Below are 21841 nucleotides of genomic sequence, written 5' to 3' on the forward strand. Positions count from 1 at the left end.
CCTCTCAACCAACAGGAGTATAGAAATGCCGACCGTGACTATCATGCCCTCCGGAAAGACGGTGGACGCCGCGGAGGGCGCGACCTTGCTGCAGATCATTATGTCCAGCGGCGAAGAGATTAATCACAAGTGCGACGGCAAGGCGGAGTGCGGGTCCTGTCACATTTTCGTGCATGAGGGTCGCAAGGGTATTTCCAAGGTTGCGCGCGAAGAGAACGAAAGGCTCGACACCATTGTCGGCGTCGGCTCGAAATCCCGCTTGGCCTGCCAGGCCAAGATTCTCGGCACCGAAAACATCAAGGTCGAACTGCTCGGATTCTCGTCGGGCTTCTAAGGTAGGAGAAGGAAATGTCTTCCGACATTCTGATGCTTCACGTTCGCTTTGCACCCGACGGCGGCGTCGTGGAGATCAGCGAACGACCGACGTCGAATTCGGCGCAGGCCTGGTTCGACTGGATCAGTCTGAATGCGCCCGACGCGTACCAAGCGCTTTCCGGTGGGCGGGGAGTGTTCCGTATTCCTCGTAAGAAGCTCGAGGAGCTCCGCGCGGGGATCGGCGCGAAGACTGCGGCGGCCTAATTGGGCGTAGCGGATCGACGGAAATCAATTCCCTTCCGCAGGAGGTTTCTTGCGGAAGGGAAGCTTGACATTCATGTCAGGAAAGTCGCCGCGAAGCGCGCGCGCTTTTCGGCCGTATCGAGGCCTTTCGCGATCGGCCATTTGTTTTCGTAAAAAAGCGTATTGACGGCGCGGGTGACTTCCTTGCCGCGCACATACCAGCGCATCACGCCATCGGGAAAAATCACTGCCGGGCCGTCCTCGCGATGCACGGCGCCGTCTTCGACGTTGATGTGCGTCCCGGTATAGAGGTAACAACCGGCGAGGCGCGAGAGATCGTCTTGATTGCGTTCGTCAACCTGGAGCATGACCACTTTTCGCCTCCGCTGAAAGCCCTCGATGTGGGCGACGAAGCAAGAAACACGCTGGGGGCGGCCAGACGGCAAGAATAATGCTTATTCGGAGGTTGGAAGCGGCGCGCCGAGGAATTGTCGTCTTTCAGACACTATCGGAGCCCGACCTTTGGCCTGGGGGCGATGTCTGTGTAGGGGAGCGGATCGGCGCCTGACGGAGCACTTGGCATGCAAGACGATGTGAATCTCTACGTCATTTGCGCGCTCGACAGTCTTGAGCGCGGCCAAGCCATGCCGTTCAGCCTGTTGCGTATCACGCAAGAAGGGGAAACGCGGCCCTTTTCGATCTTCATCGTGCGGACGGAAGACGATCAATGCGTGGGTTATGTAAACATCTGCCCACATAACGGCTCCTGGCTGAACATCGGCGAGGGGAGATTCTTCAGCGAAGACGGTCAAAGACTGCGTTGCGGTCGGCATAAAGCCGAATTCGACATGGAAACGGGTTTATGCATTAAGGGGCCGTGCGTCGATAAAGTGCTCGAACCCGTCGCCCTCGTCGTCATGGACGGCGACATATGCCTGTGCGGGGTGGAACTCGCCGAGGAAGAGAATTCCGATGACGACGATCTCGACGAAACGATGGAGATCATGATCCATCCGGGGTGAATGCTCAACAGGTCGGCGATTAAGAGAGGGGCGTGATGACGGTTGCGGAATTGATCGCGAAATTATCGCAATTATCGCAGGAGGCCGTAGTGCTGATGGACAGCGACGGCGGACTTTCTCGCGTGAGCGGATTGGATTTTATCGAGGGGCAGGGGCCGGGCGCGCCGGCCGAAGTCATCCTCGCGCCCAGCATCGACGAATAATGTCGAAGCCAGTTCAGCTTTCAATCCGGTCTCGTTGAAGTTTCTCGCTGCAGCGGTATTCCGAAGAAAGCCTCGTCCTCTCCGCCCCACGCCTTATGCAGAGCGAAAGCTTCGCGCCACTGCGTTTGCTCGGCTTCCGTCGCGGCGCGATGCGTCACCTTGCCGGCTGGCTTTTCGGCAAGAAGAAACACCTTGCCGTTACGCAAGAATCGGTTGAGATCCTTGGCGTCGACGGGTCGTACGACGCAGCGTGGGGTTTCGTCGATCAGAATGGTCGTCGGCAGCATAAGCGAAGCTCCCGTTGGCCTCAATCAAAATCCGTCCGCCTTGCTCCCCCAAGGGTGCGAGCCGGGGACCAGCGACGCCTTAATGCCCGCCTTTGCGACGTCGGCGAGGGTTTTGTAATAAGTGCCCTCATGTATGAGCGCGCCGCTCTTGGTCATGATCGCCACATAGCGCGCCACCGTGTCGGCTTCGCACAAATAGCCGCCGCCCGGATCGCTCGTGCGGCGCGCATTTCCGTCCCAGTCGATAAAAAAACCTTCGTCAGCCATGTTCCCTCACCTTCTCGGTTGAATCCGTGTGACGAAGGTGAGCAACATTCTTGCCAAGGTCTTCGCCTAAGCGGCCAGGAACGCGACTTGCTTGCCTGGGAAAACGTTCGCGTGCGAAGCATTCCAAGCGCGCCTTCGAAGGAGATACAGATGGCTAACCTCACGCAGAAAAATGCGTCGCTCGACGATATGCGAGGCCTTTGGGCGTTGATGCGGCAGACCGCCGCCGACATTCCTTGCTCGATCGACAGCGAAAGCGATCAGCAGCGCGCATTGGCCGAAATCATGAAGTGCTGCACGGCGGAATTCTCGCCGATCGTTCTCGATGCGAAGCGCAACCTCGTCGGGGCATTGCTCGCGCGCCGCGATGAACTCGATTGGGGTCTGCGCAACGCTGAAACAATCAACGTCTCACTGGCGGCGGTGTCCGCCGCCCATCGAGAGCATGGCGTGTTCAAAATGCTCATTGAAGCGATATTGAAGCGCAATGCGCCGGTTTACGTCGAAGTGAAAGCTGGTGAAGCGCAGGGGCTGGCGGCGGAGCTCAAAGGCTGCGGCTTCTTCTTGACGAAGGCGGAAGACGGCGCCGAGCTTTATAAATGGGAGCCGGCAATTGAGGCTAAAGCCGCCTGAACAGGAACCGCGGAAAGGGCGGCCGCCGGTTCGTCGATAAAATTGCTGCTCCGTTCCGCTCCTTAGACGACGCGGCCATTGGGTAAAATTGCTCAATCGCGAAGACTTTTTGGATCGCTCCCCAAGCGTAAAGCGCGCGTTCCTGCGAAAACACGATACCGCTTTTTGCCCGCGCGCTCTAGGTCTCCTCGTCAAGCGCTGCATAATCGGCGTAAGCTTTTTCTAACAAGGCGAGACAGGTCATGAGGCGCTGATACTCCGCCTTGTCGACCAGGACATTCTCCACGCCCGGCGCCGCGCCGGACGTGGGCGGCTTGGCGGCCTGAATCGCTTCAAACATTGCCGCTTGCAAGCGGAAGATGCGTTCGCTGGCGCGTTCGAGATAGGGCAACGGATTCGCGCGAATATTCGCCTCATGCAGCGCGTCCAGCTCCAGCAATTTGCCGAAGCGCCGCTCGGTCAAGCGGTTTGCCAATCCGAAATCATGTTCGATGACGCTCATGATCGTAGCTCCCTTATTAGCCGGATCTGGGGCTCAAACTTCGAACGGGCTTCAATCTTCACTTCAGGCGCGCAACGCATGGCTCGCCATTTGCACCGGTAGAATGCCTGCGTCGGTGAGGCAACATGGTTTTGCAAGCCGCGCGCCAAACGAGGAGGCGGTGGATGAACGAACTCTACGCAATTTGTCAGACAGGCGAGATCGAGGACGGCGACGCCACCGGATTTGTGCTGATGCGAATTGAGGAGACCGGCGAGCCGAAGCCTTGGCCCATCTTGATAACGCGCAAGGGGAATAATTTTTATGGCTTCGAGAACGCCTGTCCGCACAAGGGCGAGCGTCTCGACGCGGAGGCAGGGCATTTTCTCGACGAAGAGGGGAATTTCCTCACCTGCGCCCATCATCAGGCGCAGTTCGATCTCGACACGGGACATTGCTTCATCGGGCCCTGCCAAGGCAAGAAGCTGAAATCCATCGACATCGTCATCGACGACGGCGACCTTTGCCTCACTGGCGTGCAGCTCGCGGAGGAAGACGGGCTGGGGCTCGAAGAGCCGGACGACGCTCCAGAGGTCATGATCACGTCTGACTGAGGCAAGCGAAAGATATGCGTCGCGATCCAGGAGAGGATATAGAATGACCGACATGACGGAATTGCAGCTGCGCAAGAAGCCGATGAATTTGGCGATCGTCTATGTCGATCCCGATGCTTTCCTCGCGAATTTCTTGCCCTGGCTGGAGATCACCGCATTTATCACGGCGCAGCGCGCCGGCGAGGCGACGGCCCCTTCGGATGGGGTGACGCCGAAGCTCGGTGAAAGACAGTTGAAGAGCGACGCCGTGACCAGCGTGGCCAATGACGCCATCTTCGCCTTCTGCATGACCGCCGCCTTGAAGGGCGACAAAGCCGCCGTGGACAAGGTCGAGAGCGCCTTGATCGAACGTTTCGGCAAGGAGTTTCCAGGCTTCAACGCCCTATGGAATTTTCGCGGGCAAATCGACGCCCCGGTGACGCTTGACGATTTCGTTGGGCAGGCCGGCAAAAAGATGCTTCTCGCGGATTTGCCGCCGCCGCCGCTGCGCGCCAAGGAGTATTGGAATGCGGGGCTGCGCTTCTTCGAAAAGGCGCGCAAGTCCAATTTCGTGCGCGAGATCATGTTCCCGCTGGCCAAATGGCATCGCGAGCGCTGGACGGAGGTGTTGGAGAAGGGCGTCGCCTTCCTGCATCACATCGAGGACAATGTGCCGGTGCTGCGCCAAGTTTTGGACGAACCTCGCAACGACGAAGCCTTCATCGCCAACCTTTTGCTTAAAATGGCGCCGGCGGTCGACATGGAGCTCGGCGAAGACATGCAAGGCTATTTGCGCTCGCTGGCGCGACGGGTTTGAGGGATCGCGCTCAATAGACCGAATTTGGAACCCCTCGTTTCCTCCCCCCAGGGCAGGAGAGGAAACGGTCGGGGCGTTTGACTATCTCAAGAAGCCTTGACGTCTCGAGAAGCCTTAACGTGATGTGCTCACCCGCGAGAGCATGCTGAGTGCGGAAAAGGTTGAACAGTGTCGCCACATGAGTCAAAGCGCCTCGTGGCGAAGCGCAGCCTCACGCGTCGGGCGGACCCATGTCGTCGCCACCGCTCTTTTTCTTTTTCTTTTCAACCTTAGCCTGTGCATAAGAGCCGGAGTTCTTCAACGCGATCGGCTTCTGGCCCTCGACATATTGCGAGATCCAAAACAAAGTGCGCTCGCGCGCCGACTGCGCAGCAGCTTCGTTGAAGCTCTCCGCGGCGTCGAAATTAAAGCCGTTGCGGGCGTCCGGATAGGAGAAGGCGCTGACGTCGGGACGCTGGGCGCGGAACTGGACGATTTCTTCCAACGGCAATGACGGGTCGTTCTCAGGCAGGTGCAGCAGCGTGGGAATTTTCCGCTTCACCCAACGTTCCTCTGAAATCCCGGCTGGATAATAGCTGATCGCGCAGGCGACGTCGCTGAGACGATTGGCCGAGACATAGGCGAGATAGCCGCCCCAATCATAGCCGACGATCGCCACCTTGCCGGCGCTCTTTACGGCGTCGACGGCGGCCTGAACCTCTTGCAAGGCCGTCGTGACGGAAGCGCCGTCGTTCTCGCCGTCCTGAGCGACGAGCGCGGGCGCGATCGCGACATAGCCCTGAGCAGCGAAGCTGTCGACTTCCTTTTGCAAATGTGGCGTGACCCCATAGACGTCCGGCAGCACGACGACGGCGCCCTTCGGAGGTTCAGTAGGTTCGGCGCGGTAGGCGGAAAAACTATGTCCGTCGCCGGAAGTAAGTTCGATCATGACGGCCTCGATATGCAGGCAGGTGGCGAAAGCTCTCAATGAGAGACGGCGGAGTCATCTCACGCCAATTCACGCCGTTGCGAATATCATGCCTGTATTTATGAGACGCACCGTTCGAAGCTTCCGCCCGTCGGGCCCCCTCGACTTACGAGTCAAAGAATCCCAATTCCAGCTTGGCTTCGTCGGACATCATGCTCTGATGCCACGGAGGGTCGAACACGAGATTGATTCTTACGCTGGCGACGCCGCCGACCGCATCGACGGCCTTCTTCGTCATCCCAACCATTTCGCCGGCGACCGGACAACCCGGCGCCGTCAGCGTCATGTCGATGTCGATGTCGCGTCTGTTGATGACGTCGATCCGGTAGATCAATCCCAGATCGTAAATATTCACGGGGATTTCGGGGTCGAAAACCGTTCGCAGCGCCGCGACAATCTCATCGTAAAGCGCCTGTGCTTCCGGTGATGAATCGGTCCGGCTGACGGGGGACTTCGGCTCGGAAAGCTCTGTCATTTCGATTTGTGGTGCCATGTGAGATTCCTGCATGGTTGCGTGACCCGCATTCTCGACTTCTGCAGTCAGCCAGCAAGTAAGGCGCCAGACGGCGACGGCGCAATGGACCGAAATTTGCAAGCGTTCCGAACGCCAACGACGTCGCCGTTGGTCTATTTGAATACGCGGAGCCTTGTTAGAGCAAGGCCGTGTGAGAATCATCACAAAGGCTTGGTGCAGTATGTCGGAGACGCAGGAAGAAGAGTTTGAGTTGCCCCAACTCTACAAGCGGCATGTCTTCGCTTGTTTCACGCAACGGCCCCCGAACCATCCGCGCGGCAGCTGCGGCGCGGCCGGCACCCAGCCTCTCTGGGATCGACTCGGCAAATTGGTCGAGGCCGACGGGGGCGGCGAGATCGGCTTCACGAGCGCTGGCTGCATGGGATTTTGTTCGGCCGGGCCGTTGATGGTGGTCTATCCGGAAGGCGTTTGGTATCGCCCCACGACGCCTGAGGACATCGACGAAATTTACGCATCGCATCTCAAGGGCGGCAAACGCGTCGATCGTCTGGTGATGATCCTGTCGCGCTGACGGCCGTCAGGCTACCGTCGGCGACGGTCCATGACTTTAGGATACCGCGCTGGAAGTTGCGAGCATCTCGCGCGCCTCCGCGCGGATCCGCCCGACCATCGATTTGAAGCCATTGGAGCGTTGCGGCGTCAAATGTTCGCGCAGGCCGAGGCGTTCAAACAGCGCTACCGGATCAGCCTCGAGGATGTCCTGCGCGGTCTTGCCCGAGCAAAGCGCCAGCAAGATCGCGACGAGGCCCCGCACGATATGCGCGTCGCTGTCGCCGTGGATCATCAACACCGGTTCACCGTCGATTGCATGGGAGATCGTTGTTGTCGACAGCCAAACCTGGCTGGCGCAGCCCGAGACCTTATTTTGATCCGTCTTCAAGGCGTCGGGAAGCGGCTCGAGCATTTTGCCGAGTTCGATGACATAACGGTAGCGGTCCTCCCAATCCTCGAGGAGGGAGAAGTTTTCGATGATCTCGTCGATCGTTGTCATGTTTCGAGCCATCCTTCAACTTTGAGCTGATCGCGGCAATGACGAGCCGCCGCGCGCAACAACTGCAGGCATTCGATGTTCGCCGCAAGATCGAGCGCCGAAAATCCGTCGACGTTCTCCTGCAGAGGATCGGCGCCCAGGGCGAGCAACAGCGCGACGACCGCGGGTTTGCCAGCGGAAGCAGCATAAATCAGCGCCGTCGAGCCGTCGGGGTTGCGATGGTGAACATTGGCCCCGGCGGCGGAGAGCGCTTCGATCGCCTCCACTGCGTCGTGCTTACAAGCCAACCATATCGCGTTGTTGCCGTCACGTGTCGTGGCGTCGAGATCTGCGCCCTCCGCGATGATCTCACGCAAAATCGAGACGTTCGCCTCGGCCGCGGCTCTGAGGAGCGGCGTGAGCCCATCGGCGCCAGCGGAGTTTACGCCTGGCGTCCCAAAGCCTTGCGCCGTCAACCATTGGGCCAGCTGCGAGGTCACGCCATCACTCCATCGAACCCCGCCGACTAAGTTGCCGGCGTGTAATGACTAAAGCAGCCCCAATTGCACAAGCGGCTTGGCGCCGCCGCGCCCAAGCACGGTGTCAACCTTTTGCCGCACACTTTCGATCTTTAACGGTTTCACCAATGTTCCATGCGCGCCATGCTTCATGGCGTCGACGGCGAGCGCCTCGTCGGCCTTATCGCAGACAATCAATATGCGCACGCCGCCGAAACGCTCCGCTAAATCGACGAGGACCGGGAGGCCCTTACTCTTCAGAAAGGACGCGCCGAGCAAAACGACATCCGGCTTCAACCAGCCGACGCCTTTCTCATAGGCTTCTTCGATGCTGGCGATTTCGTGGGTTTCGATCTCGTCATGCAGCATGAACTGAAGCGCGGCGCGCACGATCTCATCCTCGTCGAGGACGAACACCCGCCGCTGATCGACCGCCTTTGCGGTCTCGACGCCAATTTGCATCCCTGCTCCTTTCCACTTACGCAAGCTAATGATCTGCGCAGTCAAGAAGCAATCCCTGTTCCATGTGGCGAGGATGCAAGAGCGCGGGCGGGATGTTCTGTTCTGAACAAATGTCGGGACTGTCGGCTTCTCTCACATGTAAATCTTAATATGCCATCAGCCTAAAGATTGGTCAAATACAATAAAAACAACACCTTGTTTGGGATCGTCGGGCTGGCATGGGGGTTGCTTTTAGGCTGATGCGAGTGAGGGCTGAGCGCACGCCTACGCTACGACGAGCGATGTGTTCCTTCCCGTAACCCGCGACTAGTTTCTCACCTATAGGAACTGCCCAGCACCGCGTCTGGGTGGAAGTCGAAGGGCTCAACAGGAGACAGACATGTCGTCACTACGGCAAATCGCATTTTATGGCAAAGGGGGCATCGGCAAGTCGACGACGTCCCAGAATACTCTCGCGGCGTTGGCCGAAATGGGTCATCGCATTCTAATCGTCGGCTGCGACCCGAAGGCCGACTCGACGCGCCTCATTCTGCACGCCAAGGCTCAGGACACCATTTTGAGCCTCGCCGCGAATGCCGGCAGCGTCGAGGATCTTGAAATCGAAGAAGTGATGAAGGTTGGTTATCGCGACATTCGCTGCGTCGAGTCGGGCGGTCCGGAGCCGGGCGTCGGCTGCGCTGGCCGCGGCGTCATCACCTCGATCAACTTCCTCGAAGAAAATGGCGCTTACGAGGACATTGACTATGTGTCCTACGACGTGCTCGGCGACGTCGTCTGCGGCGGCTTCGCCATGCCGATCCGCGAGAACAAGGCGCAGGAAATCTACATTGTAATGTCCGGCGAGATGATGGCCATGTATGCGGCCAACAACATCTCCAAAGGCATTTTGAAATACGCCAATTCGGGCGGCGTGCGCCTGGGCGGGCTGGTCTGCAACGAACGTCAGACCGACAAGGAGCTGGAGCTTGCGGAAGCGCTGGCGAAGAAGCTCGGCACAAGCCTGATTTATTTCGTGCCGCGCGACAATATCGTTCAGCACGCGGAGCTGCGCCGCATGACCGTGCTGGAATATGCGCCGGATTCAGCTCAGGCTAACCACTACCGCAATCTGGCGACCAAGATCCACGCCAACCAGGGCAAGGGTATCATTCCGACGCCGATCACGATGGACGAGCTCGAAGACATGCTGATGGAGCACGGCATCATGAAGGCGGTCGATGAGAGTCAGATCGGCAAGACCGCCGCTGAGCTTTCGGCGATCGCGTAAGTCTTCAATGCAAGAACGTCGACCTCTCGTCTGCGGGAGGTCGATAACGCATTTTCAGTGGAGCGTGACGTGACGGTTCGCGCCTTCCCCGACAACGAGACCAAGGGCGGCTTCGCGTCTGTGGCGACGGCGAACGGACGAAGCGTTAGTGGCGCTGCAAGCGCCTATCGCGACCTAACCGGGGTTTTGCCGGAGGCGGCGAAGATAGAAGACGATGCGAATTTCGACCGCCACGTTTTGGCCTCTATCCTCGCCATTGCGTCTCATGAGGGCGGAAGTCTGGCGTCGCAAACTGGCCTGACGGAAACAGAACTCAGCGATCTCATTTTTGAGTATTTCGCCGCGCCAAGACTCGAATCCTCCGGCGAAGGCGCGGCGCCCCTCGTCGACGCCGACGAAATAGAAATGGTGCGCGAGCTTCTCCTGGCCAACCGCTCGAGCGAGGGAGACTGCGGCCATTGGCTCGCCGGCATGATCGCGCGACGGGCGATGGAGCCCAACCATCTTTGGGAAGACCTCGGGCTTCGCGAGAGATCGGAATTGACGCGGCTGATCGCGCGCCATTTCGCCCCGCTCGCCCGACGCAACGACAAGAACATGCGTTGGAAAAGGTTCCTCTACCGCCTCATGTGCGAGGACGACGGCCTGGTCATGTGCAGCACACCGGTATGCTCGAACTGCGCCGATTACGAGCTCTGCTATGGCGCAGAAACGGGAACCAGTCGCGTCGCGTCGGCAGCGGAACTGCCTCTGACGCCCGCCGCAGGGACCGTGTAAGGTCATTCCAACAGATTTTTGTCGAGTTTTTGACAATCTCATAGCCTGCCTGCCAGATAGGCGCTTTTTTGGCAGGCCGCCGTGATGGCATATCGATTGCTTATTTACGAGCATAAGGGAGTTTCGCTCGGAGGTTCCAACATGATCACGGTCTCGCAGGCAGCCATCGCCGCGGTAAAGGATGCCATGGCGAAGGCCGCTCAACGAGAGGGGGGCCTGCGCATCCTGGTCAAGGAAGGCGGCTGCGCCGGCTATCAATATGTCGTCGATCTCGATCCTCAGCAGAGAAACGACGACATTGTCGTCGAAGCCGGCGGCATACGCGTGCTGATTGATCCGGCCTCGCGCCCGCGCCTTGAAGGGATGACCCTCGGCTATCGCCAAGATCTCACTGGTTCCGGCTTCACCTTTGAAAATCCCAACGCCAGCTCCACCTGCGGCTGTCAGAAATCCTTCAACTGAATGGATGTTCCGGACTGTGTGAAACGGTGGTGCGGTTGTTCCTTCGTCGCAGTGGAGCGGGTGTCTAGGACGCTCGTATGAGTCGATGACGACATATATGTCCCGAAAACGTTCGTTTGGTCGCGTCGCTTCGCCGATACAGGGAGCGCTCGATGTCGTGTTGAACGACACCACGCTGCGGGACGGCGAACAGGCCCCAGGCGTCGCTTTTACCTGCGAAGAGAAGCTTCAAATCGCGCGGGCCTTGGCGCGCGCCGGCGTCACCGAGCTCGAAGCCGGAACGCCGGCGATGGGCGACGTGGAAATCGCGATGATTCGGGCGATCGTCGACGCCGAATTGCCGCTACGAGCGATCGCCTGGTGCCGGATGCGCGTCGAAGACGTCGACGCAGCGCTGACGTCGGGCGTCACGATGGTCAATCTGTCGGTGCCTGTCTCCGACACGCAAATCGGCGCGAAATTGCGTGGCGGCCGCGCCCAGGCGCTGGAGATGACGCGGCGCGTCGTCGCTTACGCACGGGACAGAGGCCTGGACGTCGCGGTTGGCGGCGAGGATTCGTCGCGCGCTGCGCCGGAATTCTTGATGGAGACGATGGCGGTCGCGCAAGCCGCCGGCGCCCGCCGATTTCGGATCGCTGACACCTTAAGCGTGCTGGACCCTTTCAGCACATACGATTTGATCTCTATACTGCGCGCGACGAGCGACCTTGAAATCGAAATCCACTGTCACGACGACTTGGGTCTCGCCACCGCCAACACTCTGGCGGGCATTCGGGCGGGCGCGACGCATGCGTCGGTCACCGTGATTGGGCTTGGCGAGCGCGCCGGCAATGCGCCGCTCGAAGAAGTCGCCGTGGCGGCGCGTCAGTTGCACCAATATGAAACCGGGATCGTCCTCACGGAACTGCCCAATGTCGCGGCGCTCGTCTCCGCGGCGGCGCGGCGGCCGATCCCCCTGAACAAATCCATCGTCGGCGAACACGTCTTCACCCATGAATCCGGCATTCATGTCGATGGGCTGCTCAAAGACCCACGCACCTATGAAGCCTTCGACCCAAGCATGCTCGGCCGCGCGCATAGGATTGTGATCGGCAAGCATTCCGGTTCGGCGGCTGTCACAGCGATGCTGCGACAATTGCATTTGCCGGTGAGCGCCGAGGAACTTGGCGAGATCGTCTCCTGCGTGCGCGCCCATGCGCTTGATCACAAGGGCTCGGTCAGCGGCGAGGCCTTGACCTCAATCTGGCGTAGCGTCTGTGCGAGCGGCAACGACGCGAGAGGCATGTGAGGCGTCAATGCTCGAACGAGTCGCCACGATTACGAACGAAACAGCGCAAGCCCCAGTGGCGAGGGAGCCGACGCGTTGGCGACTGATCCGAGAGGATCTGGCGTGCGTTGCGACGCGCGATCCCGCAGCGCGCGGACGTTTTGAGACGCTGCTCACCTATCCCGGGTTGCACGCCGTCATCTGGCATCGCCTCGCTAATTGGCTGTGGGTCAACCGTCGTCGTTTCGGCGCGCGACTGGTCTCCTGGTTCGCCCGCTTCTTGACCAATGTGGATATTCATCCCGGCGCAACGATCGGCCGGCGCTTTTTCATCGATCATGGCGCGGGCGTCGTCATCGGCGAGACCGCGGTCGTCGGCGACGACGTGACGCTCTATCACGGCGTGACGTTGGGCGGCGTATCTTGGTCCCCTGGTAAGCGTCATCCGACCCTCGAAGACGGCGTGGTCGTCGGCGCGGGCGCCAAAATACTCGGCCCCATCTCGATTGGCCGCAATGCGCGTATCGGCGCGAACTCCGTGGTGATCGAAAGCGTGACGCGCGACGCCACCGTGGTCGGCATCCCGGCAAGAGTCGTGCATCGCGACCTCGGTCGCTGCGCTTTCGACGGCCGCATCAACCTTAACCACCATCTGATGCCGGACCCCGTCGGGGAGGCGTTTGCGGTTTTGCTTGACCGCGTCGAGTTTCTGGAAACGCGCGTTTCTCATCTGCAGCAGCGTCTGCGCGATCACGAGAGAAACGCCAGAACGCGAGATGACGCGGCCTTCAAGGCCGGGTCGGCGCAGATCCTATGAAGGAGACCGAAATGTCCGAGCCCGCCATTCTGGAGCAATTGAAAAAGGCGTCCTGCGCCGAAGACTTCTTCGCGCTGCTCGGCGTCGACTATGAGCCGAAGGTCGTCAATGTCGCGCGCCTGCATATTCTTAGACGCATGGGGCAATATCTCTTCAGCGAGGATTTATGCGAGCTGGACGACGCCACGGTGGCCCAGCGCTGCAAGGAGTTTTTGGAGCGCGCCTATCAGGACTTCTTGAAGTCGACGCCGATCGACGAGCGCCTGTTCAAAGTCCACAAGGACGCCGTCAAGCCGCCGCCGCCGCCATCGCTGGTGCAGCTCAACGTTCTGAAGTGAACGCTTGGGAAACTAAAAGGACAGTCCAATGCATATCGTCGTCTGCATGAAGCAAGTGCCCGATTCGGCGCAGATCCGTGTTCATCCGGTGACGAACACGATCATGCGCCAGGGCGTTCCGACGATCATCAATCCCTATGATCTCTTCGCGATCGAAGAGGCGCTGCGGTTGCGCCAGCAATTCGGCGGCGAGGTCACCATCCTCACCATGGGCCCGCCCTCCGCCGAGGATAGCCTACGCAAGGCGCTGAGCTTCGGCGCCGACCGCGCCGTGCTGCTGACGGACCGCTTCTTCGCCGGCGCAGACACGCTGGCGACCACATATGCGCTGGCGACGACGATCCGCAAGATCGGCAAGGAATTCGGTCCGCCCGACATCGTTTTCACCGGCAAGCAGACGATCGACGGCGACACGGCGCAGGTCGGGCCGGGCGTCGCCAAGCGCCTCGGGCTGATGCAGCTCACCTATGTCTCGCACATAGACAAGGTCGATCTCGAGGCCGGCGCAATCGAGGTTGAGCGTCGCAGCGAGGGCGGCGTGCAGAAGTTGCGCAGTAAAATGCCCTGCCTGATCTCCATCCTCGAAGGCGTCAACGAGATGCGCATCGGTTCGCTGACCGACGCGTTAAAGGCCGCGCGGGCGACGATCGTCAAATGGAGCGCACAGGACGCCGGCGTTGAGGATATCGCCAAATGCGGGCTGCGCGGCTCGCCGACGATCGTCAAGCGCGTTTTCGCGCCGAAACCGCGTGCGGAAAGGGCCGAATTCATCGAACTCGGCGACAAGCCGGGAGAGGCCTTCGTCGAGGAATTGTTCAAGCGCCGGCCGAAACTTGAAACCGAGCTCGAGCAATTGACCCGCGGCTATTGATCTCGAAACAGGAGCGCAAGGGATGAACGACACGGCAAAGGCTCCTGCTTCGGCGGGACGCGCGGCGGCCAAGAAGGAGCTGCCCGAACATCTGAAGGCCTATAAGCACGTTTGGATCTTCATCGAGCAGGAGCGCGGGCAAGTCCATCCCGTCTCTTGGGAGCTGATGGGGGCGGGACGGATTCTGGCCAATAAGCTCGGGGTCGATCTCGCCGCGGTCGTCGTCGGGGCGCGCAACGAGGCGACACAAGCGGTCGTGCGCGAAAGCTTCAACTATGGCGCCGATCTCGCCTATCTCGTCGCGGACGACATCCTCATGGATTACCGCAATGAGAGCTACACAAAAGCGATGACCGATCTCGTCAACGCGTATCAGCCGGAAATCCTGCTGCTCGGCGCGACGACGCTCGGCCGCGACCTCGCCGGATCGGTGGCGACGACGCTGCTGACTGGCCTCACCGCCGATTGTACGGAACTCGACGTCGATGCGGAGGGCTCACTCGCCGCGACGCGCCCAACCTTTGGCGGCTCGCTACTCTGCACGATCTTCACGCTGAACTATCGTCCGCAAATGGCGACCGTGCGCCCGCGCGTGATGCCGATGCCGGAGCGAGTCGAAAAGCCGCTCGGCCGCGTCGTCGAACATCCACTCGGCATGGTGGAAGACGACATTGTCACGAAAGTGTTGTCTTTTCTGCCGGACCGCGATTCGTCGAAATCCAACCTCGCTTTCGCCGACGTGGTCGTCGCCGGCGGCCTCGGCCTCGGTTCTCCGGAAAATTTCCAACTCATCCGCCAACTGGCGGCGACGATCGGCGCCGAATTCGGTTGTTCGCGGCCGCTGGTGCAAAAGGGCTGGGTCAGCTCGGACCGGCAGATCGGCCAGACCGGCAAAACCATCCGACCTAAGCTTTATATCGCGGCGGGCATTTCCGGCGCGATCCAGCATCGCGTCGGCGTCGAGGGCGCGGATTACATCGTCGCGATCAACACCGACAAGAATGCGCCAATCTTCGATTTCGCGCATGTCGGCATCGTCACGGACGCGGTACGGCTTTTGCCTACCCTCACGGAAGCATTCTCGAAACGATTGTCTCCGCATCAGCGCGACCGTCTAGCGAGCTAGAGGAGAGACGAATGATCGACGAAAGATTCGACGCCATCGTGGTGGGCGCGGGTATGGCCGGCAACGCCGCCGCTTTGACGCTCGCCCAGAGAGGCCTCAAGGTCCTGCAGTTGGAGCGCGGCGAATATTCCGGCTCCAAGAACGTGCAGGGCGCGATCCTCTATGCAGACATGCTGGAAAAGCTCGTTCCCGACTTTCGCGACGACGCGCCGCTGGAGCGCCATCTGGTCGAGCAGCGTTTCTGGATGATGGACGACAATTCCCATACGGGGTTGCACTATCGCTCAGACGAGTTCAACGAGGAGCGTCCTAATCGCTACACGATCATTCGCGCGCAATTCGACAAATGGTTCTCGAAGAAAGTCCAAGAGGCCGGCGCGGTCGTGCTGTGTGAAACCACCGTCCTTGAGCTGTTGCAGGACGCCTATGGCAAAGTCATCGGCGTGCGCACGGATCGTAATAGCGGAAAGATCGGCGCGGACGTCGTCGTGCTGGCGGAAGGCGTCAGCGGGCTGCTTGGCACAAGAGCTGGCCTGCGCAAGATGCCGGACAAGAATAATGTCGCACTGGCGGTGAAGGAAATGCACTTCCTCCCGCAAGAGACTTTGGAAGCGCGCTTCAATCTGCGCGGCGACGAAGGCGCGGTCATCGAGGCGGTCGGCACCATCTCGCAGGGCATGACCGGGATGGGATTCATCTACACCAATAAGGAGTCGATCTCACTCGGCATCGGTTGTCTCGTCGCGGATTTCGAAAAGACCGGCCAAACCCCCTACGGCCTCTTGGAAAAGTTCAAGCAGCACCCGTCGGTGGCGGCGCTCATCGCCGGCTCGGAAGTCAAGGAATACGCCGCACATCTCATTCCCGAAGGCGGCTTCAAGGCGATCCCGCAGCTCTATGGCGACGGCTGGGTTGTCGTCGGCGACGCCGCGCAGTTGAACAACGCCGTGCATCGCGAAGGCTCGAATCTCGCGATGACGTCCGGGCGGCTCGCCGCGGAAGCGATCTTCCAGATCAAATCGCGCCGCGATCCGATGACCAAGAAGAATCTGGCGCTTTACAAGAAGATGCTCGACGAATCCTTCGTCATGAAGGATTTGAAGAAATATCGCGACATGCCGGACCTGCTGCACATTCAGGCGCAGAACTTCTTCCTGACCTATCCCCAGCTCGTTTCCAAGGCGATGACGAATTTCCTGCGCGTCGACGGCACGCCGAAGCGGGAAAAAGAGAAAGCCACGTTTCGCTCCTTCCTTACCGCGCGTTCGCCCATGGGATTGGTCGGCGACGCGGTGCGGTTGGCGCGCGCTTGGCGATAGGTGATGGCGGAACCCTCTAGCAACGGAGAAGGGCAATGAGCGCAGAAGCAGCCGTCCGGGTCGAGGACAAGCTTTACCTCAATCGTTATCTCGTCGACTCCGGCCGCGCCCACATCAAGGTGCGTCCGCACGCCAAGCCTTCGGCGGCGCTGCTTAGCCTGCTGAAGCTCTGTCCGGCGCATTGCTATGAAATGAACTCGGCCGGACAGGTGGAGATCGCGACAGACGGTTGCATCGAATGCGGAACCTGCCGAATCGTCGCAGAGCCAAGCGGTGACATAGAATGGAACTATCCGCGCGGCGGCTATGGCGTGCTGTTCAAATTCGGCTGAGCGGTTTGCGCCGAAAAAACGGCAAGGTAAGTCGAGAATGAAATTCTACATGACACCCGGATCTTGCTCCACGGGCATACATATCCTGCTGGAAGAGATCGGGCTCGCCTTCGAAGCCTATATCGTCAATCTGGTCAAGGACGAGCACCTCAAGCCGGACTATTTGGCGATCAACCCAAACGGGACGATCCCGACTCTGTTGCGCGACGACGGCGTCGCGCTGACGGATTTTCTCTCGATCGCCGAATGGCTGGCGGAGACCTATCCACGCCGCAAGCTTCTGCCCGAGAGCGCAGACGCCCGCGACACGGCGTTGGCCATTATGCATTTTTGCGTACAGCAAATTCACGGCGAAGGTTTTCGGCGCGTGTTCACGCCGGAGCGCTACGCCGGGCGACAGCCAGACGTCGAGGCGATCAAGGCGGAAGGACGCGAGATCGTCGCTTGCGCGTTGATTGCGGTCGATACGGAGCTTGCGGGCAAGGACTATGTCGCCGGGGACTTTTCGATCGCCGACGCGGCGCTGTTCTATGTCGAGTTTTGGGCTGACAAGACTGGCATGGCGCTGCCGCGCAATTGCCAGACCCATTACGAGCGCATGAAGACGCGCCCGGCCGTGCGGCAGGTGCTCGCCGAAGAAGGCTATCGCAGCTGATTCGGCGCGCTCACTTCAGTCGATAGGCCGCGTGACAGGCGGCGCAGTTTTCCACGACATGCGACAAAGCGGTCAGCGCCGCCGAGACGTCGCCGCCGGGTTTCACCGCCGCCGCATCAATGGCGAATGTGCTGGCGGACTCATGCATGGCATAGCCGAGCGCCTTCATCTCTTCGGGCATTGACTCCGACTGATGCATGGCCATCATCACAGTGGCATCGTCGCGAGAACTCATCACCTTCCCGTGTTGCGGAACGCAGGCGCCCGCGCCGGGCGACTCTAGGCCCAGCCGTTCGCGCGCGATTTGTCCCGCCTTGGCGCCGTCCCTTACCGACAAGGCCGCCATGATCTGCGAAAGCGCTTCCAGATGACCGCGCATGTTGGCGAGGAGATGCGCTCGCATGGGCGGCGGCCAGTCTAGGGCTTTCCGCGTGTCGGGCGCTGAGATGTGCATCGTCATATGGTCCGCCATGGGGGCTGTCGTTTGCGCGGAAGCGGCGACGGAAGCGCTCAGCGCCAGGAGACCAATGATCGTTCTTTCCGGCATTTCTCCTATTCCTGCTCCTTCAGTGTCGCTTGTCATGGGCATTGTCGGGATCGTTGCGCATCCAATCAGCCAGCTTGGCGAGATTTTCGCGCAGGCCTTCGCGAATGCCGGGGTCTTCGATCGTCGCGTCGAGCGCGCCATTCATGCACAGCATCCAGGCGTCGCGCTCCGCGGGGCCGATGCGCAAATGCCCATGCCGCATGCGCAGGCGAGGATGTCCTTTCTTGGCGGAATAGTCCTTGGGGCCGCCGAGCCATTCGGCCAAATAGACCTTCAAAATAACTCGCGTCGGCCCCAAGTCGTCCGCGTGAGCGGCGCGGATGCCGCGCGCTTCCGGTAATTCATCCATGTTACGGTAAAAGGTTTCAACCAGACGGTCGACCGTTTTTAAGCCCCCGATGCGGTCGTATATAGACGTCGGATTCTCGAGCATGGTCGTCGTCAGGGCTCTACGCGTCAATGATAGGTAGTCTCGGCGTCCGGCAGCGCCCAGCAAATCAGGGGGGCCTTGGCGATCACGCGATAGACGGCGTCGGCGATGGCGCGCCCACGTTCGTCGGTTCCCGTCCAGCTGGAGGCGCGCCCGCGGGGATCAACCTCGATGAGTTTAACGTTTTGCGGCACGACGACCCCGTCGCGCGCAATCCCGCGCAGAAAGCCGTCCATCGGCGCGACGACCCGGTGGCCGTCGACGAGGCCGATCAGGTAATCCTTGAAGATTCGCGCCCCAATGTCGAGCGGCGTGCGCCAAACGCCGGCGCGGGCGGAATAAACGAAGCGGTCGCGACCGACGCCGCCGAGGTAGCGTGGAATATGGTCGTTGGGCCGAGTTTCGCCGCTTTCCACGAGCTCGCCGGTATGATCGGGATGCGTCTCAATAGCGACGTCACAGTTCACGCCCGCGGCAAACTGCGGGCCGAGTCCGATCGAGAGTGTGGCGATGTTGCGCAGATGGGGCGTCATGCGGCGTTTTTGCATCCGCGCGTCGATCAAGATATCGGGTGTGCGGAGCGCCATGAGATCGGTGAGTTGCAGCGAGGTCACAGCGACGACGCCCGTTATCGTCAATATCCGCGCGATTTCCAGCGTAGTCTCGCCGCGGTAGCCCTGAACGCCGTCGACTTCGGTGTGATCATTGAAGAGAGCGTCGTGGAACGCCATCCCGCGCCGAATGACCGGCGGGTAAGGGTCGTGACTGAGCACGACGCGGCAGCCCTCCTGCGTCAGACGCGCAGCGACCGCAGAAGCAATCTCATTGGCGCCCAAAATGATCACGAAGGGCGCGCTTCGATTGGACAGAAACTCGCGGAATCGCACGTATGTCATCGCCCCTCCCTGGACTGGCGAACGCAAGAAGCATGCCAGCCGCTAGAGCGGCGCGGATCGCCAAGCGGGCGCCGAAAGGTGCTACAGATCCACATAAACGAATTTCCCCGTCTTCAATTTTGGAAAATTTTCGCGCAGGGCTTTCGCGATCTTTCCGATGAGCGTCTTGTCGGCGGCCGCCGAGACGCCAACGAAATCCGTTCCCTGCATCCAGGTTTCGAAGAAACAATGCAGCGCATCGTCGTAATCCGAGCCGGTGGGATTGGCCGTTTTGTCGCAAAGATCGGCGATCCCTGCGGCGCTGACCTCGAGACGCCAGTCGCGGTCGTCTTCGACGGAAGCCAGGAGCCTTGCGAGATCAGTGTCCGTCCAATCGGTCTTCAGATCCACCGCCATGCTCGCTCGCCTTCTCTTGCGCGATCGCTGCCGCCGCGCCTCTCGCGGCTCGTTTAGCAATATACAGGCCAGCGCTGCTCAGGGTTCTGCGAAGATCGGCGCTACGCCCTCGGCGTCAACATAGATGACGCCGTCTTCGATCCGCGTCGGATATTCGGCGAGCGGCGTCGCATGGGGATGAGTAGGCTGGCCGCTGTTCATGTCCCAGGACCACAAATGCAGTGGGCAGGTGAGCATCGCCCCGTTGAAATCGGCGTCCGCCAAGGGAATGTTGGTGTGCGGACACACCCCCTGAAACGCCTTTACGACGCCGTTTTCCAGCCAAGCGAGTACGACGAGTTGCGTGTCGGCGATGACGAGACGCATGCCGCCCTCCGTGAGCGTGTCTTGTTTGCAGACGCGAACGAACATGAGAGCGCTCCATAAGGCTGGCTGCGAATTTGCATCGACGGCGAGCAAGATTCGAGCCGTCACCGACGGGAGACGACGCCGTGCACAACAAACGCTTGGAGGCGATTTCGCAACGATCCCGCCGGCGCTTGGACGCCCGCCGATTTCGAAATCACCGCCTCGCAATATGCGATCAAGTTCCGCAAGGTCACGGGAACACATGTCGTGTTCACGCATCCTTGCGTGTCAAATTGCGTAACGATCCCCTTGAAGGCGAAGGTGAGAGGCGTTCACATTAAGGCCTTCGTCGCAACGGTGGACCTCATGGACGAGTTGGACAAATGAGCGACGGGCCCGCCTATCGAACCGAGTTGGGCCGTGCGTCGGCGGAGGAGGGCGGCTATTTCGTCCTGTCTTACCCCGAGATTCCCGGCTGCCTCGGGGTCGGCGACACGGAAGCGGAGGCAGTAGAGGACGGGCGCCGCGCGTTGGCCGCCGTGCTCGACGCGCTGAAGGCCGTCGATCGACCGCCGCCCGAGGCGTGGAGGGCGAGCCCGTGAGGATGCACAATCATGAGCCCGCCACAGCGGCGCTGCGGGAAGCTGCAGGCTGCGTCAATGCCGTGCCGGCGCATTCCATCCCCATGGGGTTCCGGCTGCTGGCGCTGCGGTGTTTTCACAACGATCCTGATCCGCCGGCCTTCGCCTGGATCAATCAGCGCATCTTTCGCGCCCCCGATCGCTTGAGTCGGCATGGGCTGTCTTTTTTGGCGCGGCCTTTCTGCCCGAAATCATGGAGTGGCTGATCGACCGCGTCGGCCGGCCGTCGTCGCGCGACGGCGGCAAGCCGCAACGCAACCCCGACTGGCCGGACTTTATCTGGCGCAGCGCGGAACGGGCGTGGCCCGACAATACGCGCACCACCGAATGGTCGATAGAGGTCGTCTTTGCCAGTGAAGATTTGGCAAACGCCTTTCGCGAGCGCTGGCGTGATCGCCTGTCCGGGGGGGTGGGCGGCTGAAACGGTCCTATGCGCGGCGGAAGATCACGCTAAGATTGTTCGCTGGCATTTCGACGACAGCGGGGCGCCTGAAGCCGTAATGCAAAGCGCAGGCAGCCACGGCTTCCAAATCGCGCAGGCCGAAAGCCGGATCCTTTGTCTTCAGCCATTGGTCGAAATCAACATTGCTCGGCGCAGTCTCGACACCCGCACGCCGATAGGGGCCGTAAAGATAGAGGGGCGCGTTGCTTTGAAGGAGTCTCGCTGCGCCCTTTAGCAGGCCTTCCGTCGCCGACCAGGGCGAAATGTGGATCATATTGATGCATAGGATCGCGTCGGCTGCGTCTATGGGCCAATCGACTTCGCGCGCATCGAGCGTCAGCGGCGCCCGGAAATTACCCAGGCCAAGCGATTGGCTCCAGGCCGCGATGCTGCGGCGCGCCGCAGCATCGGGATTGAGGGGTAAAAGACGAGATGCGGCAAACTTTCCGCAAAGAACGCCGCGTGTTCGCCCGAGCCGCTGGCGATTTCCAAAACGACGCCGCGCGGCGGCAACAGCTGACGCAAGACCGTCAGGATCGGCTTGTGATTGCGCGCGACGGAGGGCGCCTTCAGTCGCGCGTCTTCCATTCTCTCGTC

35 protein-coding genes and 1 pseudogene are annotated in these 21841 nt (G+C 60.4%); 21 read left to right on the forward strand and 15 right to left on the reverse strand.

All coding sequences use genetic code 11. The annotated features are described in order from the left end of the window. Window positions 1-25: 25 nt before the first annotated feature. Window positions 26-334, forward strand: coding sequence for a 2Fe-2S iron-sulfur cluster-binding protein (locus tag WOC76_RS22995; protein WP_341103134.1), 309 nt, complete (start codon window positions 26-28; stop codon window positions 332-334). A gap of 14 nt (window positions 335-348) precedes the next feature. Further along, window positions 349-579 carry a hypothetical protein gene (locus WOC76_RS23000; protein WP_341103135.1) on the forward strand — a complete coding sequence of 77 codons (231 nt, stop codon included), beginning with the start codon at window positions 349-351 and terminating at the stop codon, window positions 577-579. Between the two features lie 71 nt (window positions 580-650). On the opposite strand, the gene WOC76_RS23005 is transcribed toward WOC76_RS23000, so the two are convergent. Then, window positions 651-926, reverse strand: a complete 276-nt coding sequence (locus WOC76_RS23005) for an aldehyde dehydrogenase (protein ID WP_341103136.1) — start codon at window positions 924-926, stop codon at window positions 651-653. 213 nt (window positions 927-1139) lie between these two features. Between WOC76_RS23005 and WOC76_RS23010 the strand changes: the two genes are divergently transcribed. Next, on the forward strand, window positions 1140-1580 hold the full coding sequence (locus WOC76_RS23010) for a Rieske (2Fe-2S) protein (protein ID WP_341103138.1): 441 nt from the start codon (window positions 1140-1142) through the stop codon (window positions 1578-1580). Window positions 1581-1612: 32 nt separating this feature from the next. Next, the gene (locus tag WOC76_RS23015; RefSeq protein ID WP_341103636.1) at window positions 1613-1783 is read left to right on the forward strand and encodes a hypothetical protein; all 171 of its coding nucleotides are present in this window, start codon (window positions 1613-1615) and stop codon (window positions 1781-1783) included. A gap of 20 nt (window positions 1784-1803) precedes the next feature. Here WOC76_RS23015 and WOC76_RS23020 read toward each other — a convergent pair whose 3' ends face one another. Beyond that, the gene (locus WOC76_RS23020) at window positions 1804-2070 is read right to left on the reverse strand and encodes a hypothetical protein (RefSeq protein ID WP_341390259.1); all 267 of its coding nucleotides are present in this window, start codon (window positions 2068-2070) and stop codon (window positions 1804-1806) included. 24 nt (window positions 2071-2094) lie between these two features. Next, window positions 2095-2337 carry a hypothetical protein gene (locus tag WOC76_RS23025; RefSeq protein WP_341103142.1) on the reverse strand — a complete coding sequence of 81 codons (243 nt, stop codon included), beginning with the start codon at window positions 2335-2337 and terminating at the stop codon, window positions 2095-2097. Between the two features lie 18 nt (window positions 2338-2355). Between WOC76_RS23025 and WOC76_RS23030 the strand changes: the two genes are divergently transcribed. Next, window positions 2356-2970, forward strand: coding sequence for a hypothetical protein (locus WOC76_RS23030; protein ID WP_341103143.1), 615 nt, complete (start codon window positions 2356-2358; stop codon window positions 2968-2970). Between the two features lie 178 nt (window positions 2971-3148). On the opposite strand, the gene WOC76_RS23035 is transcribed toward WOC76_RS23030, so the two are convergent. Then, entirely contained in the window at window positions 3149-3472 is a 324-nt protein-coding gene (locus tag WOC76_RS23035) for a hypothetical protein (protein WP_341103148.1), read from the reverse strand. Between the two features lie 164 nt (window positions 3473-3636). Here WOC76_RS23035 and WOC76_RS23040 point away from each other — a divergent pair, with 164 nt between their 5' ends. Beyond that, complete coding sequence (locus WOC76_RS23040; RefSeq protein ID WP_341103149.1) at window positions 3637-4065, forward strand: Rieske (2Fe-2S) protein; 429 nt, start codon at window positions 3637-3639, stop codon at window positions 4063-4065. A gap of 43 nt (window positions 4066-4108) precedes the next feature. Further along, window positions 4109-4861, forward strand: coding sequence for a hypothetical protein (locus WOC76_RS23045; RefSeq protein WP_341103151.1), 753 nt, complete (start codon window positions 4109-4111; stop codon window positions 4859-4861). A 211-nt stretch (window positions 4862-5072) separates the two neighbouring features. On the opposite strand, the gene WOC76_RS23050 is transcribed toward WOC76_RS23045, so the two are convergent. Further along, window positions 5073-5789 (reverse strand): dienelactone hydrolase family protein, encoded by a 717-nt coding sequence (locus tag WOC76_RS23050; RefSeq protein WP_341103152.1) that lies wholly within the window; start codon window positions 5787-5789, stop codon window positions 5073-5075. Between the two features lie 145 nt (window positions 5790-5934). Beyond that, on the reverse strand, window positions 5935-6303 hold the full coding sequence (locus tag WOC76_RS23055) for an SUF system Fe-S cluster assembly protein (RefSeq protein WP_341103597.1): 369 nt from the start codon (window positions 6301-6303) through the stop codon (window positions 5935-5937). Window positions 6304-6523: 220 nt separating this feature from the next. Between WOC76_RS23055 and WOC76_RS23060 the strand changes: the two genes are divergently transcribed. Then, window positions 6524-6874: a (2Fe-2S) ferredoxin domain-containing protein gene (locus tag WOC76_RS23060; protein WP_341103154.1), complete on the forward strand. Its 351-nt coding sequence runs from the start codon at window positions 6524-6526 to the stop codon at window positions 6872-6874. Window positions 6875-6910: 36 nt separating this feature from the next. On the opposite strand, the gene WOC76_RS23065 is transcribed toward WOC76_RS23060, so the two are convergent. From WOC76_RS23065 to WOC76_RS23075, 3 genes are read right to left on the reverse strand one after another with little or no spacing between them, the layout of a single operon-like run. Further along, window positions 6911-7354, reverse strand: coding sequence for a SufE family protein (locus tag WOC76_RS23065; RefSeq protein WP_341103157.1), 444 nt, complete (start codon window positions 7352-7354; stop codon window positions 6911-6913). Next, window positions 7351-7833: an ankyrin repeat domain-containing protein gene (locus WOC76_RS23070; protein ID WP_341103160.1), complete on the reverse strand. Its 483-nt coding sequence runs from the start codon at window positions 7831-7833 to the stop codon at window positions 7351-7353. The genes WOC76_RS23065 and WOC76_RS23070 overlap by 4 nt, the downstream gene beginning before the upstream one ends. Before the next feature lie 48 nt (window positions 7834-7881). Then, window positions 7882-8313 carry a response regulator gene (locus WOC76_RS23075; protein WP_341103161.1) on the reverse strand — a complete coding sequence of 144 codons (432 nt, stop codon included), beginning with the start codon at window positions 8311-8313 and terminating at the stop codon, window positions 7882-7884. A gap of 379 nt (window positions 8314-8692) precedes the next feature. Here WOC76_RS23075 and nifH point away from each other — a divergent pair, with 379 nt between their 5' ends. The 11 genes from nifH to WOC76_RS23130 all read left to right on the forward strand — a co-directional run bounded on the left by nifH (window position 8693) and on the right by WOC76_RS23130 (window position 17544). Then, window positions 8693-9580: a nitrogenase iron protein gene (gene nifH / locus WOC76_RS23080; protein WP_341103162.1), complete on the forward strand. Its 888-nt coding sequence runs from the start codon at window positions 8693-8695 to the stop codon at window positions 9578-9580. 69 nt (window positions 9581-9649) lie between these two features. Then, on the forward strand, window positions 9650-10357 hold the full coding sequence (locus tag WOC76_RS23085; RefSeq protein WP_341103164.1) for a nitrogen fixation protein NifQ: 708 nt from the start codon (window positions 9650-9652) through the stop codon (window positions 10355-10357). Window positions 10358-10498: 141 nt separating this feature from the next. After that, window positions 10499-10819 carry a HesB/IscA family protein gene (locus WOC76_RS23090; RefSeq protein ID WP_341103166.1) on the forward strand — a complete coding sequence of 107 codons (321 nt, stop codon included), beginning with the start codon at window positions 10499-10501 and terminating at the stop codon, window positions 10817-10819. A gap of 97 nt (window positions 10820-10916) precedes the next feature. Further along, the gene (gene nifV, locus WOC76_RS23095) at window positions 10917-12107 is read left to right on the forward strand and encodes a homocitrate synthase (RefSeq protein ID WP_341390251.1); all 1191 of its coding nucleotides are present in this window, start codon (window positions 10917-10919) and stop codon (window positions 12105-12107) included. Window positions 12108-12114: 7 nt separating this feature from the next. Next, window positions 12115-12903, forward strand: coding sequence for a serine O-acetyltransferase (gene cysE, locus WOC76_RS23100; protein ID WP_341103168.1), 789 nt, complete (start codon window positions 12115-12117; stop codon window positions 12901-12903). Beyond that, complete coding sequence (gene nifW / locus WOC76_RS23105; RefSeq protein WP_341103169.1) at window positions 12900-13241, forward strand: nitrogenase stabilizing/protective protein NifW; 342 nt, start codon at window positions 12900-12902, stop codon at window positions 13239-13241. The genes cysE and nifW overlap by 4 nt, the downstream gene beginning before the upstream one ends. Window positions 13242-13269: 28 nt before the next feature. Then, a complete protein-coding gene (locus WOC76_RS23110) occupies window positions 13270-14112 on the forward strand; it encodes an electron transfer flavoprotein subunit beta/FixA family protein (RefSeq protein WP_341103171.1) in 843 nt (280 codons plus the stop codon). A 22-nt stretch (window positions 14113-14134) separates the two neighbouring features. Then, the gene (locus WOC76_RS23115; RefSeq protein ID WP_341390248.1) at window positions 14135-15238 is read left to right on the forward strand and encodes an electron transfer flavoprotein subunit alpha/FixB family protein; all 1104 of its coding nucleotides are present in this window, start codon (window positions 14135-14137) and stop codon (window positions 15236-15238) included. A gap of 11 nt (window positions 15239-15249) precedes the next feature. Further along, window positions 15250-16557 carry an FAD-dependent oxidoreductase gene (locus WOC76_RS23120; protein ID WP_341103175.1) on the forward strand — a complete coding sequence of 436 codons (1308 nt, stop codon included), beginning with the start codon at window positions 15250-15252 and terminating at the stop codon, window positions 16555-16557. Between the two features lie 35 nt (window positions 16558-16592). After that, window positions 16593-16889, forward strand: a complete 297-nt coding sequence (locus WOC76_RS23125; RefSeq protein WP_341103178.1) for a ferredoxin family protein — start codon at window positions 16593-16595, stop codon at window positions 16887-16889. 37 nt (window positions 16890-16926) lie between these two features. Further along, window positions 16927-17544 (forward strand): glutathione S-transferase family protein, encoded by a 618-nt coding sequence (locus WOC76_RS23130; RefSeq protein ID WP_341103181.1) that lies wholly within the window; start codon window positions 16927-16929, stop codon window positions 17542-17544. A 10-nt stretch (window positions 17545-17554) separates the two neighbouring features. Here the strand turns inward: WOC76_RS23130 and WOC76_RS23135 are convergent, their stop codons facing one another. From WOC76_RS23135 to WOC76_RS23155, 5 genes are all read right to left on the reverse strand, one after another. After that, window positions 17555-18091 (reverse strand): hypothetical protein, encoded by a 537-nt coding sequence (locus tag WOC76_RS23135; RefSeq protein ID WP_341103183.1) that lies wholly within the window; start codon window positions 18089-18091, stop codon window positions 17555-17557. Between the two features lie 19 nt (window positions 18092-18110). Continuing rightward, entirely contained in the window at window positions 18111-18524 is a 414-nt protein-coding gene (locus WOC76_RS23140; protein ID WP_341103599.1) for a group II truncated hemoglobin, read from the reverse strand. A 23-nt stretch (window positions 18525-18547) separates the two neighbouring features. Continuing rightward, window positions 18548-19417: a xanthine dehydrogenase gene (locus WOC76_RS23145; protein WP_341103185.1), complete on the reverse strand. Its 870-nt coding sequence runs from the start codon at window positions 19415-19417 to the stop codon at window positions 18548-18550. A gap of 81 nt (window positions 19418-19498) precedes the next feature. Continuing rightward, window positions 19499-19813: a hypothetical protein gene (locus WOC76_RS23150; protein WP_341103187.1), complete on the reverse strand. Its 315-nt coding sequence runs from the start codon at window positions 19811-19813 to the stop codon at window positions 19499-19501. A 78-nt stretch (window positions 19814-19891) separates the two neighbouring features. After that, window positions 19892-20224, reverse strand: a complete 333-nt coding sequence (locus tag WOC76_RS23155; protein WP_341103189.1) for a Rieske 2Fe-2S domain-containing protein — start codon at window positions 20222-20224, stop codon at window positions 19892-19894. A gap of 320 nt (window positions 20225-20544) precedes the next feature. Between WOC76_RS23155 and WOC76_RS23160 the strand changes: the two genes are divergently transcribed. Both WOC76_RS23160 and WOC76_RS23165 read left to right on the forward strand, forming a co-directional pair. Continuing rightward, window positions 20545-20763, forward strand: coding sequence for a type II toxin-antitoxin system HicB family antitoxin (locus tag WOC76_RS23160; RefSeq protein ID WP_341103192.1), 219 nt, complete (start codon window positions 20545-20547; stop codon window positions 20761-20763). Window positions 20764-20995: 232 nt separating this feature from the next. Further along, window positions 20996-21223 (forward strand): hypothetical protein, encoded by a 228-nt coding sequence (locus WOC76_RS23165; RefSeq protein ID WP_341431613.1) that lies wholly within the window; start codon window positions 20996-20998, stop codon window positions 21221-21223. Window positions 21224-21230: 7 nt separating this feature from the next. On the opposite strand, the pseudogene WOC76_RS23170 reads toward WOC76_RS23165, so the two are convergent. Next, a pseudogene (locus WOC76_RS23170) lies at window positions 21231-21832 on the reverse strand (DUF938 domain-containing protein). Window positions 21833-21841 lie beyond the last annotated feature (9 nt).

Source organism: Methylocystis sp. IM3, assembly GCF_038070105.1.
Classification (GTDB): domain Bacteria; phylum Pseudomonadota; class Alphaproteobacteria; order Rhizobiales; family Beijerinckiaceae; genus Methylocystis.

Excerpts from the sequence above, each read along its gene's own strand:
- WOC76_RS22995 (WP_341103134.1), top strand. The coding sequence starts at position 26 with ATGCCGACCGTGACTATCATGCCCTCCGGAAAGACGGTGGACGCCGCG.
- WOC76_RS23000 (WP_341103135.1), top strand. The coding sequence starts at position 349 with ATGTCTTCCGACATTCTGATGCTTCACGTTCGCTTTGCACCCGACGGC.
- WOC76_RS23005 (WP_341103136.1), bottom strand. The coding sequence starts at position 926 with ATGCTCCAGGTTGACGAACGCAATCAAGACGATCTCTCGCGCCTCGCC.
- WOC76_RS23010 (WP_341103138.1), top strand. The coding sequence starts at position 1,140 with ATGCAAGACGATGTGAATCTCTACGTCATTTGCGCGCTCGACAGTCTT.
- WOC76_RS23020 (WP_341390259.1), bottom strand. The coding sequence starts at position 2,070 with ATGCTGCCGACGACCATTCTGATCGACGAAACCCCACGCTGCGTCGTA.
- WOC76_RS23025 (WP_341103142.1), bottom strand. The coding sequence starts at position 2,337 with ATGGCTGACGAAGGTTTTTTTATCGACTGGGACGGAAATGCGCGCCGC.
- WOC76_RS23035 (WP_341103148.1), bottom strand. The coding sequence starts at position 3,472 with ATGAGCGTCATCGAACATGATTTCGGATTGGCAAACCGCTTGACCGAG.
- WOC76_RS23040 (WP_341103149.1), top strand. The coding sequence starts at position 3,637 with ATGAACGAACTCTACGCAATTTGTCAGACAGGCGAGATCGAGGACGGC.
- WOC76_RS23045 (WP_341103151.1), top strand. The coding sequence starts at position 4,109 with ATGACCGACATGACGGAATTGCAGCTGCGCAAGAAGCCGATGAATTTG.
- WOC76_RS23050 (WP_341103152.1), bottom strand. The coding sequence starts at position 5,789 with ATGATCGAACTTACTTCCGGCGACGGACATAGTTTTTCCGCCTACCGC.
- WOC76_RS23055 (WP_341103597.1), bottom strand. The coding sequence starts at position 6,303 with ATGACAGAGCTTTCCGAGCCGAAGTCCCCCGTCAGCCGGACCGATTCA.
- WOC76_RS23060 (WP_341103154.1), top strand. The coding sequence starts at position 6,524 with ATGTCGGAGACGCAGGAAGAAGAGTTTGAGTTGCCCCAACTCTACAAG.
- WOC76_RS23065 (WP_341103157.1), bottom strand. The coding sequence starts at position 7,354 with ATGACAACGATCGACGAGATCATCGAAAACTTCTCCCTCCTCGAGGAT.
- WOC76_RS23075 (WP_341103161.1), bottom strand. The coding sequence starts at position 8,313 with ATGCAAATTGGCGTCGAGACCGCAAAGGCGGTCGATCAGCGGCGGGTG.
- nifH (WP_341103162.1), top strand. The coding sequence starts at position 8,693 with ATGTCGTCACTACGGCAAATCGCATTTTATGGCAAAGGGGGCATCGGC.
- WOC76_RS23090 (WP_341103166.1), top strand. The coding sequence starts at position 10,499 with ATGATCACGGTCTCGCAGGCAGCCATCGCCGCGGTAAAGGATGCCATG.
- nifV (WP_341390251.1), top strand. The coding sequence starts at position 10,917 with ATGTCCCGAAAACGTTCGTTTGGTCGCGTCGCTTCGCCGATACAGGGA.
- cysE (WP_341103168.1), top strand. The coding sequence starts at position 12,115 with ATGCTCGAACGAGTCGCCACGATTACGAACGAAACAGCGCAAGCCCCA.
- nifW (WP_341103169.1), top strand. The coding sequence starts at position 12,900 with ATGAAGGAGACCGAAATGTCCGAGCCCGCCATTCTGGAGCAATTGAAA.
- WOC76_RS23110 (WP_341103171.1), top strand. The coding sequence starts at position 13,270 with ATGCATATCGTCGTCTGCATGAAGCAAGTGCCCGATTCGGCGCAGATC.
- WOC76_RS23115 (WP_341390248.1), top strand. The coding sequence starts at position 14,135 with ATGAACGACACGGCAAAGGCTCCTGCTTCGGCGGGACGCGCGGCGGCC.
- WOC76_RS23120 (WP_341103175.1), top strand. The coding sequence starts at position 15,250 with ATGATCGACGAAAGATTCGACGCCATCGTGGTGGGCGCGGGTATGGCC.
- WOC76_RS23125 (WP_341103178.1), top strand. The coding sequence starts at position 16,593 with ATGAGCGCAGAAGCAGCCGTCCGGGTCGAGGACAAGCTTTACCTCAAT.
- WOC76_RS23130 (WP_341103181.1), top strand. The coding sequence starts at position 16,927 with ATGAAATTCTACATGACACCCGGATCTTGCTCCACGGGCATACATATC.
- WOC76_RS23135 (WP_341103183.1), bottom strand. The coding sequence starts at position 18,091 with ATGCCGGAAAGAACGATCATTGGTCTCCTGGCGCTGAGCGCTTCCGTC.
- WOC76_RS23140 (WP_341103599.1), bottom strand. The coding sequence starts at position 18,524 with ATGCTCGAGAATCCGACGTCTATATACGACCGCATCGGGGGCTTAAAA.
- WOC76_RS23145 (WP_341103185.1), bottom strand. The coding sequence starts at position 19,417 with ATGACATACGTGCGATTCCGCGAGTTTCTGTCCAATCGAAGCGCGCCC.
- WOC76_RS23150 (WP_341103187.1), bottom strand. The coding sequence starts at position 19,813 with ATGGCGGTGGATCTGAAGACCGATTGGACGGACACTGATCTCGCAAGG.
- WOC76_RS23155 (WP_341103189.1), bottom strand. The coding sequence starts at position 20,224 with ATGTTCGTTCGCGTCTGCAAACAAGACACGCTCACGGAGGGCGGCATG.
- WOC76_RS23160 (WP_341103192.1), top strand. The coding sequence starts at position 20,545 with ATGAGCGACGGGCCCGCCTATCGAACCGAGTTGGGCCGTGCGTCGGCG.
- WOC76_RS23165 (WP_341431613.1), top strand. The coding sequence starts at position 20,996 with ATGGAGTGGCTGATCGACCGCGTCGGCCGGCCGTCGTCGCGCGACGGC.